Annotated in this window: 12 protein-coding genes; 1 reads left to right on the top strand and 11 read right to left on the bottom strand. The window is 69.7% G+C overall.

Going from position 1 to position 13,613, the window contains the following annotated elements; translation table 11 throughout:
- Positions 1 to 100: 100 nt before the first annotated feature.
- From OCS65_RS08540 to OCS65_RS08520, 5 genes are all read right to left on the bottom strand, one after another.
- Positions 101 to 1,300, bottom strand: coding sequence for an acetate kinase (locus OCS65_RS08540; RefSeq protein WP_006938194.1), 1,200 nt, complete (start codon positions 1,298 to 1,300; stop codon positions 101 to 103).
- On the bottom strand, positions 1,297 to 3,381 hold the full coding sequence (pta, locus tag OCS65_RS08535; protein WP_231772583.1) for a phosphate acetyltransferase: 2,085 nt from the start codon (positions 3,379 to 3,381) through the stop codon (positions 1,297 to 1,299). The genes OCS65_RS08540 and pta overlap by 4 nt, the downstream gene beginning before the upstream one ends.
- An 80-nt stretch (positions 3,382 to 3,461) precedes the next feature.
- Positions 3,462 to 4,310, bottom strand: coding sequence for a catechol 1,2-dioxygenase (catA, locus tag OCS65_RS08530; RefSeq protein WP_168579941.1), 849 nt, complete (start codon positions 4,308 to 4,310; stop codon positions 3,462 to 3,464).
- A gap of 19 nt (positions 4,311 to 4,329) precedes the next feature.
- A complete protein-coding gene (locus tag OCS65_RS08525; RefSeq protein ID WP_231772582.1) occupies positions 4,330 to 5,949 on the bottom strand; it encodes a 4-hydroxyphenylacetate 3-hydroxylase family protein in 1,620 nt (539 codons plus the stop codon).
- A 31-nt stretch (positions 5,950 to 5,980) separates the two neighbouring features.
- Complete coding sequence (locus OCS65_RS08520; RefSeq protein WP_072635859.1) at positions 5,981 to 6,553, bottom strand: flavin reductase family protein; 573 nt, start codon at positions 6,551 to 6,553, stop codon at positions 5,981 to 5,983.
- Between the two features lie 237 nt (positions 6,554 to 6,790).
- Here OCS65_RS08520 and OCS65_RS08515 point away from each other — a divergent pair, with 237 nt between their 5' ends.
- Positions 6,791 to 7,735: an AraC family transcriptional regulator gene (locus OCS65_RS08515; RefSeq protein ID WP_037201077.1), complete on the top strand. Its 945-nt coding sequence runs from the start codon at positions 6,791 to 6,793 to the stop codon at positions 7,733 to 7,735.
- Positions 7,736 to 7,813: 78 nt separating this feature from the next.
- Here OCS65_RS08515 and fgd read toward each other — a convergent pair whose 3' ends face one another.
- The 6 genes from fgd to OCS65_RS08485 all read right to left on the bottom strand — a co-directional run bounded on the left by fgd (position 7,814) and on the right by OCS65_RS08485 (position 13,576).
- Positions 7,814 to 8,827, bottom strand: a complete 1,014-nt coding sequence (gene fgd / locus OCS65_RS08510) for a glucose-6-phosphate dehydrogenase (coenzyme-F420) (RefSeq protein WP_231772581.1) — start codon at positions 8,825 to 8,827, stop codon at positions 7,814 to 7,816.
- A gap of 70 nt (positions 8,828 to 8,897) precedes the next feature.
- Positions 8,898 to 9,365 (bottom strand): RDD family protein, encoded by a 468-nt coding sequence (locus OCS65_RS08505; RefSeq protein WP_065922261.1) that lies wholly within the window; start codon positions 9,363 to 9,365, stop codon positions 8,898 to 8,900.
- A complete protein-coding gene (locus OCS65_RS08500) occupies positions 9,362 to 10,153 on the bottom strand; it encodes a hypothetical protein (protein ID WP_043802318.1) in 792 nt (263 codons plus the stop codon). Before OCS65_RS08500 ends, OCS65_RS08505 begins: the two co-directional genes overlap by 4 nt.
- Positions 10,154 to 10,228: 75 nt before the next feature.
- Complete coding sequence (locus OCS65_RS08495) at positions 10,229 to 10,711, bottom strand: GTP cyclohydrolase II (RefSeq protein ID WP_231772580.1); 483 nt, start codon at positions 10,709 to 10,711, stop codon at positions 10,229 to 10,231.
- A 141-nt stretch (positions 10,712 to 10,852) separates the two neighbouring features.
- Positions 10,853 to 12,655 (bottom strand): sigma-54-dependent Fis family transcriptional regulator, encoded by a 1,803-nt coding sequence (locus OCS65_RS08490; RefSeq protein ID WP_006945521.1) that lies wholly within the window; start codon positions 12,653 to 12,655, stop codon positions 10,853 to 10,855.
- A gap of 108 nt (positions 12,656 to 12,763) precedes the next feature.
- A complete protein-coding gene (locus OCS65_RS08485) occupies positions 12,764 to 13,576 on the bottom strand; it encodes a hypothetical protein (protein ID WP_006945518.1) in 813 nt (270 codons plus the stop codon).
- Positions 13,577 to 13,613: the final 37 nt, after the last annotated feature.

Genomic DNA, 13,613 nt, shown 5'->3' with positions numbered 1-13,613 from the left:
CCACTCTGTGGACAACTCGGAGCTGTCCACAGGTACCACCTCGAGGGGGCGGCCTTCGGGAGTGGCACCTGTACGATGTCGCGCCCTCGCCCCCTTCGGCCTACACCAGCGCCGCGGCCGCGCGCGCGATGGCGAGCTCCTCGTTGGTCGGGATCACGAGGATCTCCACCTGCGACGTGTCCGCCGAGATGCGCCGCTCGCCGCGTGCGGAGGCGGCGTTGCGGGTCTCGTCGACGGCGATGCCGAGACGCTCGAGGCCGGCGAGGGCGTCCCGGCGGACGTCGACGTTGTTCTCTCCCACCCCGCCGGTGAACACGACGACGTCGACGCCGCCCAGTTCGACGAGATACGCGCCGAGGTACTTGCGCAGGCGGTGCACGTAGACGTCGTAGGCGAGCTTCGCGTCCTCGGAGCCCTCGGCGACGAGCCGCAGCAGGGCGCGGAAGTCGTTGACCCCTGAGAGGCCCTTGAGCCCGGAGCGCCGGTTGAGCAGATCGTCGATGGAATCGACGTCCATCCCGGCGCTGCGGTTCAGGTGCAGCAGCACGCCGGGATCGATGTCGCCGCACCGGGTTCCCATGACGAGTCCTTCGAGCGGGGTCAACCCCATGGACGTGTCGACGGGCCGGCCGCCGGCGATCGCGGAGGCCGACGCACCGTTGCCGAGGTGCAGCACGATCTGGTTCAGTTCCGACAGTTCACGTCCGAGGAACCGGGCGGCGCGCTCGGACACGTATTGGTGCGACGTCCCGTGGAAGCCGTACCGCCGGATGCCGTGCGCCCGGGCGACGTCCCGGTCGATCGCGTAGGTGGCGGCCGCGGCGGGCAGGGCGTGGAAGAACGCGGTGTCGAACACCCCGACGTGCGGAATGCCGGGCAGCTCCTCCCGCGCGACCTCCATGCCGATGACGTTCGCCGGATTGTGCAGCGGCGCAAGAACGGCCAGTTCCTTCACGGTGCGCACCACGTCGTCGTCGACGAGGGTCGGCTCGTGGAACACCTCGCCGCCGTGTACGAGGCGATGGCCGACGGCGATGATGCCGGCCTCGCGCAGGGGGCGGCCCAGCGCCTCCACCCAGTCGAGGACGATCCGCAGTCCGGCGCGGTGGTTCTCGATGGGACCGACGTGTTCCTCGGTGCCGGTGGTGTGGTGGAACACGACCCTGCCCTCGGGCTCACCGATCCGCTCGATGAGCCCGTGCGCCACCGAGTCTCCGGTCTCGGGGTGGACGAGCTGGAACTTGATCGACGACGAGCCGGAGTTGAGCACCAGCACGGTGCCGTCCGTCTGGGAGCTCATTCGCCGGCCTCCTGCGCCTGGATGGCGGTGATCGCCACCGTGTTCACGATGTCCTGGATCAGCGCCCCACGCGACAGGTCGTTGACGGGCTTGCGCAGGCCCTGCAGGACCGGACCGACGGCCACGGCTCCGGCGCTGCGCTGCACGGCCTTGTAGGTGTTGTTGCCGGTGTTGAGGTCCGGGAAGATGAACACGGTCGCCCGGCCGGCGACCTCCGAGTCGGGAAGCTTGGCGCTGGCCACCGACGGTTCGATCGCGGCGTCGTACTGGATCGGTCCCTCCACCGGCAGGTCCGGCCGGCGCTCGCGCACCAGGGCGGTGGCGGCGCGGACCTTGTCGACGTCGACGCCCGAACCGGACTCGCCGGTCGAGTAGGACAGCATCGCGACGCGCGGTTCGATGCCGAAGCGGGCGGCGGTGGCGGCGGAGGAGATCGCGATGTCGGCGAGCTGATCGCTGGTGGGATCGGGCACCACCGCGCAGTCACCGTAGGCGAGCACCCGGTCCGACAGGCACATGAGGAAGATGCTCGACACCGTGGACACGCCGGGTTCGGTCTTGATGATCTCGAAGGACGGCCGGATGGTGTGCGCGGTGGTGTGCGCGGCACCGGAGACCATGCCGTCGGCGACGCCGAGGTGCACCATCATCGTGCCGAAGTACGAAATGTCGCTCATGATCTCGCGGGCGCGTTCGATCGTCATCCCCTTGTGGGCACGCAGCCGGGCATACTCCTCGGCGAACGGCTCGGCGTGTTCGGACGACCTGGGATCCAGCACGGTCGCCGCACTCAGGTCCACCCCGAGTTCGGCCGCCCGGCGCCGCACCTGCGTCTCGTCGCCGAGGATCGTCAGGTCGGCGATCTTGCGTTGCAGGACGCGGCCCGCCGCGCGCAGGATCCGGTCGTCGTCGCCTTCGGGCAGCACGATGTGCCGGCGCTGGCGGCGGGCCCAGTCGATGAGCTGGTACTCGAACATCTGCGGGGTCGTGACGGACGGCCGGGGCACGTCGAGGCGGCTCAGCAACCGATCCGTGTCCACGTGCTGTTCCATCAGCGCGACGGCGGTGTCGATCTTGCGGTGCGCGCCGAGCGCCATGCGGCCGCGCGTCCGGTCGGCGGCCGACGCGGTGTCGAACGTCCCCAGGGTGGTCGTCAGGATCGGCAGGCTGGGCCTGAGTCCGGCGACGAGTTGCGCCATCGCCGGGTGCGGCAGGAGCCCACCGTTCATGATGATGCCGGCCAGCGACGGAAATCCTTCGGCGGCATTGGCATTCACAAGGGCGAGGAGCACGTCGGAGCGGTCGGCGGGGGCGATCACCACGACCCCCTCGGTGATGCGTTCGAGGATGTGTTCGGCGGTCATGCCGCCGACCATGACGCGCAGCGCCTCGCGGTGCAGCAGCTCGGGATCGCCGCTGTAGAGTTCGCCGTCGATCGCGGTCAGCAGTTCGCCCATGGTCGGCGCGACGAGGATCGGCACCTCCGGCAGCGTCCACAGCGGCACACCCCGGTCCCCGACGGCCGCGGCGATCTCGTCGAGCCGGTCGGAGGGACAGCGGTTGACGACGATTCCGGTCAGGTGGGCGTGCTGGGCGGCGAGTTCGGCCGTGCACACGCTGGTCAGTTGCGCCACCTCGTCGGGGGTGCGCCGGGAGCCGCGCAACACGAGCAGAACGGGCGCGTCGAGATTCGCGGCGATGCGCGCGTTGTAGCCGAGCTCGCTGGGGTTGGCGATCTCGGTGTAGTCGCTGCCGACGATGACGACGGCGTCGCACCGGTCCGCGACGGCGTGGTACTTGACGACGATCTCGCTGAGGGCGGCCTCGGGATCGGCATGCACGTCGTCGTAGGTGGCGCCGACGCACTCGTCGTATTCGAGGTCGACGGTGATGCGCTCGAGGAGCAGTTCGAGGATGTAGTCGGTGTCGCCGTCGGAGCGGGCGATGGGGCGGAAGACGCCGACCCGGGCGGCGGAGGCACACAGCGCCTGGAGCAGGCCGAGCGCGACGGTGGACTTGCCGGTGTCGCCCTCCGGCGCAGCGATGTAGATACTCGACACGGACTCGGCGGCGGCGCTCATGGCTCACACCCTAACGCTGCGCCGGTGCGTCCTTTGGGCGGTGGGAGCAACCCAAAAGACGCACCGGCGGCGCAGCCGCGTCAGTCCGCGAGCGGGTCGAGCGCGAAGTCGTACGTGGCCACCTTGCGGCCGGCGTCGTCGACCTGTGGTTCGAGGACAAGTTCCGGTTTCGTCGCGGTCGCGACGTCGTCGTCGAGCCACTCACCACCGGCGAAGTACAGCTGGGTGATGATCGGCTGCCTGCCGGGTGCGGTCACCCGCAGGTGCAGGTGCGCCGGGCGCCACGGGTGCCATCCGGCTGCCTCGATGAACTGTCCGGTGGGCCCGTCGGTGGGGATCTGATACGGAGCCGGCTCGATGGTGGTGATGTCGTAGCGGCCCTCGGCGTCGGCGACGACGGTGCCGCGCAGATTCCATTGCGGAAGGTGCGGGGCGAACTGGGAGTAGTAGCCTTCGTCGTCGGCGTGCCAGATCTCGATCCGGGCCCCGCCGAGGCCCCGGCCGTCGAGGTCGGTGACCTGTCCGCGCAGGACCAGCGGGGGGTGGACGCGATCCTCGTCGCGCATCGGGAGTGTGCACCGCGCCGGTAGTTCCGGTGCGCCCGGAACGTAGTACGGCCCCTCGATGCTGCCCTTGGTGCCGCGGAACCTCCGGGAGTTGACGTCCTCGATCTCGTGCTCGACGAACACGTCCAGCAGCAGCGGCCACTCGCCGCCCTCGCCCACGTCGATGAGCCACTGCTTGAGCACGCGGTACTCGTCGTAGGTGACGGCATGTTTCCGGATCAGCGCGCCGAATCCCGCGAGGGCTTCGGTCGCGATGGCGGACAGACGCTCCGGTGAGGTGTCGGCGGTGCAGCGTTCGCCCTTGAACTTGTCGGTGGCGGCGTTGCCGGATGCGGCAGCGGTGGGGTTTTCGGTGATGGTCATGGTGTCTCCCGGGAAGTGGTCAGGCACGGCGGAAATGGGACACGTCGTCGTTGCCGACGAGGTCGGGCACGGTCCAGCCGTCGAGGTCGTACTCGCTCATGAACTGCTCGGCCAGGCCCTTCATGGCGGACACGTCCCCACGGCCTTCTGCGGCGAACAGCAGCTCGGCCTTGACGTTCTCGTGGTTGCCGGCGTAGTTCCGCTCGTACAGTTCGTGGCGGCCGCCGAACTCGGAGCCGATCGAGTCCCACAGGGCCTTCATGACCTTGACCCGGTCCACGGCGGTGATGCCGTCGGAGCCGCGGACGTACTTGTCCAGGTAGGGGCGCACCTCGGGATTCTTGAAGTCCGCCGCCGACGAGGGCAGGTAGATCAGGCCCGAGGCGACGTCCTGCTCGATGATCTCCTTGATGCGCGGGTAGCCCTGCATCGCGAACATCCGGTAGGTCAGGCCGTACTCGAGCTTCGGGATGACGGTGTCGCCGATCCACGGTTCCGGGTTGTTGACCATCGCGTCGGTGAGCGACCAGAACAGGTTGCGCCAGCCGATGACCTCCCCGACACGGGTCTGCACCCCGCGGAAACCGCCGGCGCCGGTCGCGTCGAGGGCCTTCATCAGCAGGCCCGCGATGAAGTCGAGCTTGACCGCAAGGCGCGTGCAACCCTGCAGCGTGAAGCGCTGGAGGAAGCCCGAGCCGCCGAGGAAGTTGTTGATCTTCTCCACGTCCCCGTACATGAACACGTTCTCCCACGGCACGAGCACCTTGTCGAAGATGAAGATCGCGTCGTTCTCGTCCATGCGCGAGGACAGCGGGTAGTCGAACGGGGATCCGACGACGTTGGCGTTCTGGCTGTAGGAGGCCCGCGAGATCAGCTTGATGCCGGGCGCGTCCATCGGCACCGTGCAGATCAGGGCGAATTCCTTCTTCTTGATCGGCAGGCCGTAGTGGGCGATGAAGTTGTAGTTGGTGATCGCCGAGCCGGTGGCGACGACCTTGGCGCCGGAGACGATCAGGCCCGCGTCGGCCTCCTTCTCCACCTTCATGAACACGTCGCCCACCTCGTCCGGCGGCAGCGACCGGTCCACCGGCGGGTTGATGATCGCGTGGTTCCAGTACAGGACCTTCTCCTGCGACTCGCGGTACCAGCGCTTGGCGTTGTCCTGGAACGGCGAGTAGAACTCGTCGTTGGCGCCGAGGGTGCCGAGGAAGGAGGCCTTGTAGTCGGGGGACCGGCCCATCCAGCCGTAGGTCATCCGCGCCCAGGTGGCGATGGCGTCGCGGTCGGCTCGCAGGTCGTCGGCGGACTTCGGGGTGCGGAAGAACGGCATGGTCACCCCGCCGTTGCCGGTGTCGGTCGGGGCGGTGAGGGTGCCGACGTGCTCGCCGGTGTGCAGCGCGTCGTAGAGGCGCGCCGTCATGCGGATGGAGTTGCGGAACGCCGGATGGTTGGTGAAGTCCTTGACGCGCTCGCCGTGCAGGTAGATTTCGCGACCGTCGTCGATCGACGCGATGTACTCGTCGCCGGTCATCGGCCGCGAGGCGAAGGTCTGCTGCTGATTGGCCGGGTGGTCCGCGGCGACGTTCACCTTCGACCGGTCGACGGTGCCGGTAGCGGGGGCTGCTTCGGTGGTGGTCATGGTCTTCCCTTCGAAAGAGGTGGGAGCGGGGTCAGGAGGCAGTGCGGGCGAGCTGCGAGGGCAGTGGGGTGAATGTGGTGGTGGCGTCGAACCATCCGCTGTGCGGATCGTCGAGGCACCCGTTCCACGCGGTCGAGCCGGACCGGTCCCCGAGGTCGTGGAAGGTGCTGCGGAAGAACAGGAGCGGGTCCTTCTCGGCGTCGACGGAGGCGTCGACGATCTCGCCGACGAAGATGACGTGGTCACCGCCGTCGTATTCGGCCCACGGGCGGCAGATCAGGGTGGCCGCGTTGCCGAGGAGGGCGGGTGCGATTCCGGTGTCGTCCCATGTCGGCGCGACGGCCTGCGGTCTGCCGGCGAAATGCAGTGCGGTGGAGAGCTGGTCGGCCGCCAGGATGTTCACGGCGAACGGCGCGTCGTCGAGGTAGCCACACGCCTTCGACGTCCGCGTCAGCGTCACCTGGCACAACCTCGGCTCCAGCGAGATGGCGGTGAAGGCCGTGACCGTGGCCCCGTGCCGGGCGCCCTCGGCGTTGGCGCACGTGACCACAGTGACCCCGCTGGCGAACTGACCGAAGATGTTGCGAAGTGCTCGCTGGTCCATGAGGAGACCGCCTTTCTGCACGATGTGCGATCGCAGGTCGATCCGGAACGAGAACCAAAGTATGACCCGGATCACACTCCGTCGATCCGCATTGCGAAGGCGCGATCCGCATTGCGAAGCGGGCTCGGAACGCACCGGATCATCCGGGCGGCACGTGACCGTCGTCACAGTACGGTGCTAGCGTGGGGAGCTGCCCACATACCGGCACGGCACCAGTTGGGAGGGTTGGAAGGGCGAATGCGAGCACCGGAAAGCCGCGGCTTCACGGACTGGGACGAAGTGCACGACGTGGTGTCCCAGGCGTACTTCCCGCACCAGCTGACGCTCCTCAGCCGCGGGCCCGCCGCCCGCACGTCGCTGGAATCGACCCAGCTCGGCGCCGCGCGGCTGGCGCGGATCGGCTTCGGCGTGGACGTGTCGATCCGTTCCGAGCATCCCGGCGCGTACGGCATCAACATCCCCCTGACCGGGCATCTGGTCACCGCCGTCGGCCGCGACGAGGTCGTGTCGGCTCCCGGGCTGGCGACGGTCTGCCCACCCGACACCCCCACCGTCATCACCCGGTGGAGCAGTTCGTGCGAGATCATCGGGTTCAAGGTCGACCGCGACTACATGCAGCGCGAGATGGACCGCCTGCTCCCCCGTCCGGGTAGGCAGCTGCCCGCGCAGCTGGATCTGCGGGCGGGAGCGGGGGCCGACTGGCTGCGCCTCGTCCGAGCGGTCGCCGACGAGTCGCTGCGGGACAACGTCCTGCTGCGCAGCGGCCAGGTGGCCGAACAACTTTGCCGCGCCGTCACGACCGCGCTCGTGCTCGCCGCCGCACCGGACGACGGTGACGGCCCGACCGGGGTGCGGCCACGGATCGTCAAACGGGTGATGGACGCGGTCCAGCAGGATCCGGCGCGCCCGTGGACCGCCGCGGAGATGGCCGAGCTCGTCGGCGTCAGCGTCCGCCGCATCCAGCAGGGCTTCCGCGAGTGCGTCGGCATGACGCCGATGGAGTATCTCGCCGACGTCCGGCTCGAGCGGGTGCACACCGATCTGTCCCGAAGCGATTCCAGTGCAACGGTATCCGATATCACCGTCCGCTGGGGCATCATGCACACCGGGCGGTTCGCCGCCGCGTACCGGCGCAAGTTCGGCGCCAGCCCGTCCGAGACGCTGCGCGGCGGGACCGCCTGACCTACAGGCGACGTCGTCGCCGGTGTGTCCTTCGGGCGGCTGGAACAGCCCAAAGGACGCACCGGCGGCGCAGCCGCGTCAGGCCAGCGCGCGCAGGCGCGGCGCGAGGTCGCGCTCGAACAGGTCGAGGAAGCGCCGCTGATCGTGCCCCGGCGCGTGGAACACCAGATGGTTCAGCCCCGCGTCGACATACGCCGCGACCTTCTCCACCGCCTCGTCCGGATCCGACGCCACGATCCACCGCTTGGCCACCTGTTCGATCGGCAGCGCATCGGCCGCCGCCTCCATCTGCATCGGATCGTCGATGCTGTGCTTCTGCTCCGCCGTCAGCGACAACGGCGCCCAGAACCGGGTGTTCTCCAGCGCCCGCTCCGGATCGGTGTCGTAGGAGATCTTGATCTCGATCATCTTGTCGATCGCCCCGGCGTCCCGCCCGGCCTTGCCCGCACCCTCGGCCACCGCCGGCAACAACTTCCCGGTGTAGAGCTCCATCCCCTTACCCGAGGTGCAGATGAACCCGTCCCCCGCCCGGCCCGCATACCGCGCCACCACCGGACCCCCCGCCGCGATGTACACCGGGATCCCGCCCTCGGGCACGTCGTAGATCGACGCCCCCTTCGTGGTGTAGTACTCCCCGTCGAAGTCGACCCGCTCCCCGGTCCACAGCTCGCGCATCAGGGCCACCGACTCCCGCAACCGCGCGAACCGCTCCTTGAACTCCGGCCACACCCCCGCATACCCGGTGGCGATCTCGTTGAGCGCCTCCCCGGTGCCGACCCCGAGCATGACCCGCCCCGGATACAGGCACCCCATCGTCGCGAACGCCTGCGCGATCACCGCCGGGTTGTACCGGAACGTCGGGGTCAGCACCGAGGTCCCCAACTGCAGCCGCGAGGTACGCTCACCGACCGCGGTCATCCACGCCAACGAGAACGGCGCATGCCCCCCGTTGTGCCGCCACGGCTGGAAATGATCCGACACCGTCGCCGAATCCATCCCGTGTTCCTCCGCCAGCACCGCCAGCTCCACCAGCTCCCGCGGCCCGAACTGCTCCGCCGACGCCTTGTACCCCAACTTCAGACCCTGCGACACCACGAACTCCTACCCGTCTACGAATCCGGCCGGGTTCGAGTATGCCCAGACACCTGTGACGGACGCGACGTCACCTCTCGGCCTCGGCCAGATGCAGGTCGGGTTTCCAGTCGTAGACGACGCTGGTGCGCAACAGGATGTCCTGCAGGGACCGGCGGCGGCGATCCACCGCCACCCACAGCAGCCCGAACCCGAACATCACGCACAGCCCGGCGCGCAGCCCCGCCCGGACCCATCCGACGAGGTCGCCGTTGCGGCTCACCATCCGCAGCCCCATCACCACCGCGCCGACCGTGCGACCGGTGGTGGCCCAGGACACCGTCAGGTACAGCGACGCGACACCGACGAACACACCGACGGACAGCAGAACGTGGGCGTCGGGGAAGGAGAACTCCTGCGGCGAGAACAGCAACCGCACGAGTACCACGGCGAGATAGATCCCGCCCATCACGGTCAGGACCACGCCGAGGTCGATGGCTGCGGCGATGCCCCTCGTGACGATTCCGGCGGGTCGGTGGGATGGTTCCCGGTTGCTCATGCCGGTTCTTCCGGGATCTCGGCGCGCCCGAACAACCGGCCGACGAACCCGGATACCGCATCGTCGGCGTGCATACCCTGGCTGCGCACGCCGCGCATCGCCTCGGTGGACATGGACCCGGTCGATTCGCGGATGATGGTCGGCAGGTCGACGCCTTCGATCACCGCGTTCGCCAGGCCGATGAGGTCGACTCGCCCGATGATCGCGTCCACGTCGATCGTCGCGGCGACGGCGTCCAGGTCGACCCGATCGATGATCGCGCCCACGTCGATCGTCGCGGCGACGGCGTCCAGGTCGACCCGATCGATGATCGCGCCCACGTCGATCGTCGCCGCAACCGCATCCAGGTCCACCCGATCGATGATCGCGCCCACGTCCACCCGTTCCGCCACCGCGTCGATGTCCACGCGGTCCAGGATCGGTGCGATGTCGACGCGCGCCGCGATCGCGTCCAGGTCCACCCGACCGACGATCCGCTCGACGTCGACGCCCTCGGCGACGGCATCGAGGTCGACGTGGTCCCGCACGACGGCGGTGATGTCGACCTCGTCCAGCGCGGCGCTCACCACCCGGCGCACCACAGCGCGCAGCAACCGGTCCGCGATCTCGTCCCCGGCGCGCAGGGTCTCGGCGCCGCGCGCCTCGAGCGCGACGAGCGCGGGGTCCACACCCGGTAGACGACGTGCCGCGTCGACACCGAACAGGAGCATGCGACGAATCCCGTCGCCCACGGTCGCGGCGGCACCGACCGCCACGCGTACCGGGTCGGGGCCGGTCCTGCCGTTCATACCGACATCAAAGCCCTCCGGCGCCCGAAATGCACGTGGTTCGCGATCGGCCCGTCCGAGGGTCGATCGGGCGGTTCACGCGGAGCGGTCCAGCTGGGACGCAGCCCGGAGCGACGCCGGGCCGAATTCGACGGTGACGGACACGGCACCGGAATGCACGAGGAGGGCATGCACCGCCCCGCTGTACCGGCTCCGATGGTCCGCGAGGCGCCGCACATTCGGTACCGGAATTGCGGGGGCCTCCGACACGGGCAACAGGATCTCCGCGTCGAGCCGGCTGCGGCTCCCCTCGATCAGCAGGCCCTCCGCGACCACCCAGCGAACCGGCACATCATGCCGCTGCTGCACGTCGCCCACCACCAGCGCCACGTGCTCTTCGTCGTCGTCCACGACGGTGAGCAGACGCCCTCTCCGGGTTCCGACCGTCAGCGGCACGTCCGATACGAGCTCGGGACCGCCCGAGTCGATCCCCGACTGATCGTGGAACGGACATCCGTTGGTGCGCAGGACCATTCGCCTCGTGTTCCAGCTGAAGAACGGCTCGTCTGTGGTGTTCACGACTCTCGTTACCTCCTTCACGCAGTCGACGAGATGTGCTATCTCCATCTTCGGCGGGAGGAGCGGTCGCGAACTGTCCCAGATCCGGACAGGGATCCTCGTCGCGGCAACCGGCGCGGCGCGACGATCGCCCGTAGGTGACTACTCGCCGGTGAATCCGAACAGAGTCAGCTTCCGGTACAGCGACGACCGCGAGATTCCCAGCGCGCGCGCAGCGTGCACACGGTTGCCTCCGGTTTCCCGCAGGATCTTGGCGATGAGATCCCGTTCGGCGGACTCGACCGCGTTGAGTTGCCTGCGCGGACCGTGCCGGCACCATTCGGGCAGGTCCTCGACGGTGATGGCGCCCGCAGGCCGTTGTGCGACGGCGCTCCGCAGTGCCGCCTCGACCTCGTGGATGTTGCGCGGCCACGGATAGCGCGCCAGCACCCGCATGGCGTCGGGAGCGACCGCTCGGCTCTGCGATCCGCTGATCTTGCGGAGCACCTGCGCCACGACCCCGGCGATGTCGTCGGTGCGGTGCCGCAGCGCAGGAACGTGCACGGTCCGGTCGAGCGCCGCCAGCAGCGGTGCCAGGGTCTCGGACGGCGGCTCCTCGGATTCCTCCATGGTGGCCACGACGAAGATGTGCTCGGGGACGGGTTCCGCCAGGGTCTCGGCCAAGGTCGTCGTGAGTGGGGCGGGCATGGCCTGGATGTTGCGCAGCACGTACAGGGTGGGGTTGGTGGAGGACACCGTGAGCCCGGACAGGTCGGTCTCGCTCCCGTCCACGAGGATGCTCCGGCCCCCGGCGTACAGGGAGTGGAAGATCTCCGACGCGAGAGACGCCTTCCCCGTGCCCGGTTCGCCGGTGAGGAGCAACTTCGCCCCGGCGGACAGGGCCTCCTCGATCTCGTTGCAGGCGCGCATCCACAGAGCGGAGGAACCGCTCGAGCGGAGACGATCGGTGCCGGCAGCGGCCAGACCGACCCGCCCGGAGTGCAGCCGGTGCTCGCGGACCCGGTTCGGAACGGACGGAAGCGGTGCCGCGGCCGCGGCCGCCTCGGAGACCTCGACGAGGTATCCGGCGGTGTCCTCGCCCGCCAGGATCCGGGTCGCGCGAACCCGGACGGACAGGCCGGTGCCCAGCTCGACCAGTTCGTCGATGCGCGCGCGGTGCCCGATGACGTAGTCGACGTGTTCACCGACACGGCGTTGGTCCTCCGGCGCGAGGAGAGTGTGGGCGAGCGGATTCGCGAGCGACATCGCGCTCCCGATTGCCATGAGGGCCGTGCCGCCGCGAGCGTCGGCCCGCACGAACGCGTCGAACAGCGCGTGCTGGCGGGCGCTCCGGTCCCGGAACAGATTCTGTTCGATCTCCGCCGCCGCGGTCCGCACGACGGTCGTGAGCAGCGGCGAGGAATGCTCGGTGAGGCAGCTGATGTCGATGACGCCGGCGACGCGTCCGCTGAACGGGTCCCGGATCGGCGCCCCGGAGCAGGCGAACGGCTGGAACCGTTCGTGGAAGTGCTCGGCGCCCTCGATCTGCACCGGGCGCCCGGATTCCAGCACGGTGCCGACGCCGTTGGTGCCGATCTGCCCCTCGCAGTAGTCGAATCCCGGCGCGAGGGAGACATGGTCGAGCAACCGTCCGATGGCGCGGGCCCCGTCGAGGCGCATCAGCACCTGTGCCTTGGCGTCGGTCAGGGCGATGCTCACCGGGACGTCGACGGTCTCCTCCGCGAGGCGGTCCAGGACCGGCAGCGAGCACTGGACCAGCCGAGAGGTCCGGTCCACCTCGCCCGCGAACCGGACCTCCCCACCGGACGGTCGCACGCCCGCCGCGGCGGAGCGCCGCCACGACGCGGACACGACAGAGGAGACCAGCGAATCGTCCGGTTCGCCGGAGTCGAGGAATCCGGCCCGGGCGACCGCCACCCGCAGCCGTCGGTCCGCGCTCTTCATCGGGCGCCTCGCCCCGGCACTCTCGTGATGCACGTCACGCCTCCAGGGTAGCGTCCGCCCCTGGGCCGGTGCCGCTCCCCGCGGCACCGGTGTGCAGGTCGTCCACGTTCAGGCACCGTGGCCGTCGAGCCGGGCCAGCCGGGCGAGCACCGTCTCCGGGACCGCATCCGCCGGCAGGTGCGCGAGCCGGAACGCTCCGCGGGCGTCCGGTACGGCAGCGTCGTCGGCGAGCCAGTAACCGGAGCCGAGGACGTCACCCTCGTGCGCGCCGACCGAGACGGTGTCCTCGCCGCGCAGTCCGATCTCCCACCGGTAGTGCGCGGCCACGTTCGTCACCGGCACGTACGACTGCGGATCGACCGGCGGTAGCGCGGCGGCGTCGGCGCCGGGCGCGATCCGCTCGTCGAGCAGGACCGCCGAGACCGGCACCTCGGCGAAGCCGCGCAGCCAGTCCGCGACGTACATCGCCGCGGCCTCGACGCGGTCCGCGTCCAGATCCGCGACGTCTCCGGGGTGGGTCGCCGCCAGCCAGGCCCGCGGCGAGGGGATCTGCAGCACCAGCGGCAGCCGCGTCGTGCCGGCCACGGTGGCGGCGAGCGTCGCCACGGCGCGGGCGGTCGCGGCGTCCGCCAGCAGTGCCCGCAACGCGTACCCGGTCCGGGACCGTGCGGCCATCGCCTCGCGCAGGCGCGGGTCGTCCGCCGCGAGGCGGTAGTACTCGCCGAGATCGAGCAGCGTGACGTCCGGTCGCAGCAGCCCGTGGGCCTGGTTGAGGAAGTTCGACAGCGCGGTGGGATCCTCCCAGGGCACCGGGTTGCCGCGGAGCAGGACCCGGCGGCTGTAGTCGAGATGGTCGACGACGAGCGGGACCCGGCGCCCGGAGACCGGCGCGTCGAGTACGGCGGGAAACGAGATGGTCATGTTTCTGACTCCAGGGAGTGGGTGCCCGCACGGTGAG

The organism is Rhodococcus aetherivorans (assembly GCF_025722975.1).
Lineage (GTDB): Bacteria > Actinomycetota > Actinomycetes > Mycobacteriales > Mycobacteriaceae > Rhodococcus > Rhodococcus aetherivorans.
The sequence above is the reverse complement of the archived record's forward strand: the minus strand, read 5'-3'. Positions and strand labels throughout refer to the sequence as shown.

Excerpts from the sequence above, each read along its gene's own strand:
- OCS65_RS08490 (WP_006945521.1), bottom strand. The coding sequence starts at position 12,655 with ATGAAGAGCGCGGACCGACGGCTGCGGGTGGCGGTCGCCCGGGCCGGA.
- pta (WP_231772583.1), bottom strand. The coding sequence starts at position 3,381 with ATGAGCGCCGCCGCCGAGTCCGTGTCGAGTATCTACATCGCTGCGCCG.
- OCS65_RS08505 (WP_065922261.1), bottom strand. The coding sequence starts at position 9,365 with ATGAGCAACCGGGAACCATCCCACCGACCCGCCGGAATCGTCACGAGG.
- OCS65_RS08500 (WP_043802318.1), bottom strand. The coding sequence starts at position 10,153 with ATGAACGGCAGGACCGGCCCCGACCCGGTACGCGTGGCGGTCGGTGCC.
- OCS65_RS08540 (WP_006938194.1), bottom strand. The coding sequence starts at position 1,300 with ATGAGCTCCCAGACGGACGGCACCGTGCTGGTGCTCAACTCCGGCTCG.
- OCS65_RS08525 (WP_231772582.1), bottom strand. The coding sequence starts at position 5,949 with ATGACCACCACCGAAGCAGCCCCCGCTACCGGCACCGTCGACCGGTCG.
- OCS65_RS08515 (WP_037201077.1), top strand. The coding sequence starts at position 6,791 with ATGCGAGCACCGGAAAGCCGCGGCTTCACGGACTGGGACGAAGTGCAC.
- OCS65_RS08485 (WP_006945518.1), bottom strand. The coding sequence starts at position 13,576 with ATGACCATCTCGTTTCCCGCCGTACTCGACGCGCCGGTCTCCGGGCGC.
- OCS65_RS08520 (WP_072635859.1), bottom strand. The coding sequence starts at position 6,553 with ATGGACCAGCGAGCACTTCGCAACATCTTCGGTCAGTTCGCCAGCGGG.
- catA (WP_168579941.1), bottom strand. The coding sequence starts at position 4,310 with ATGACCATCACCGAAAACCCCACCGCTGCCGCATCCGGCAACGCCGCC.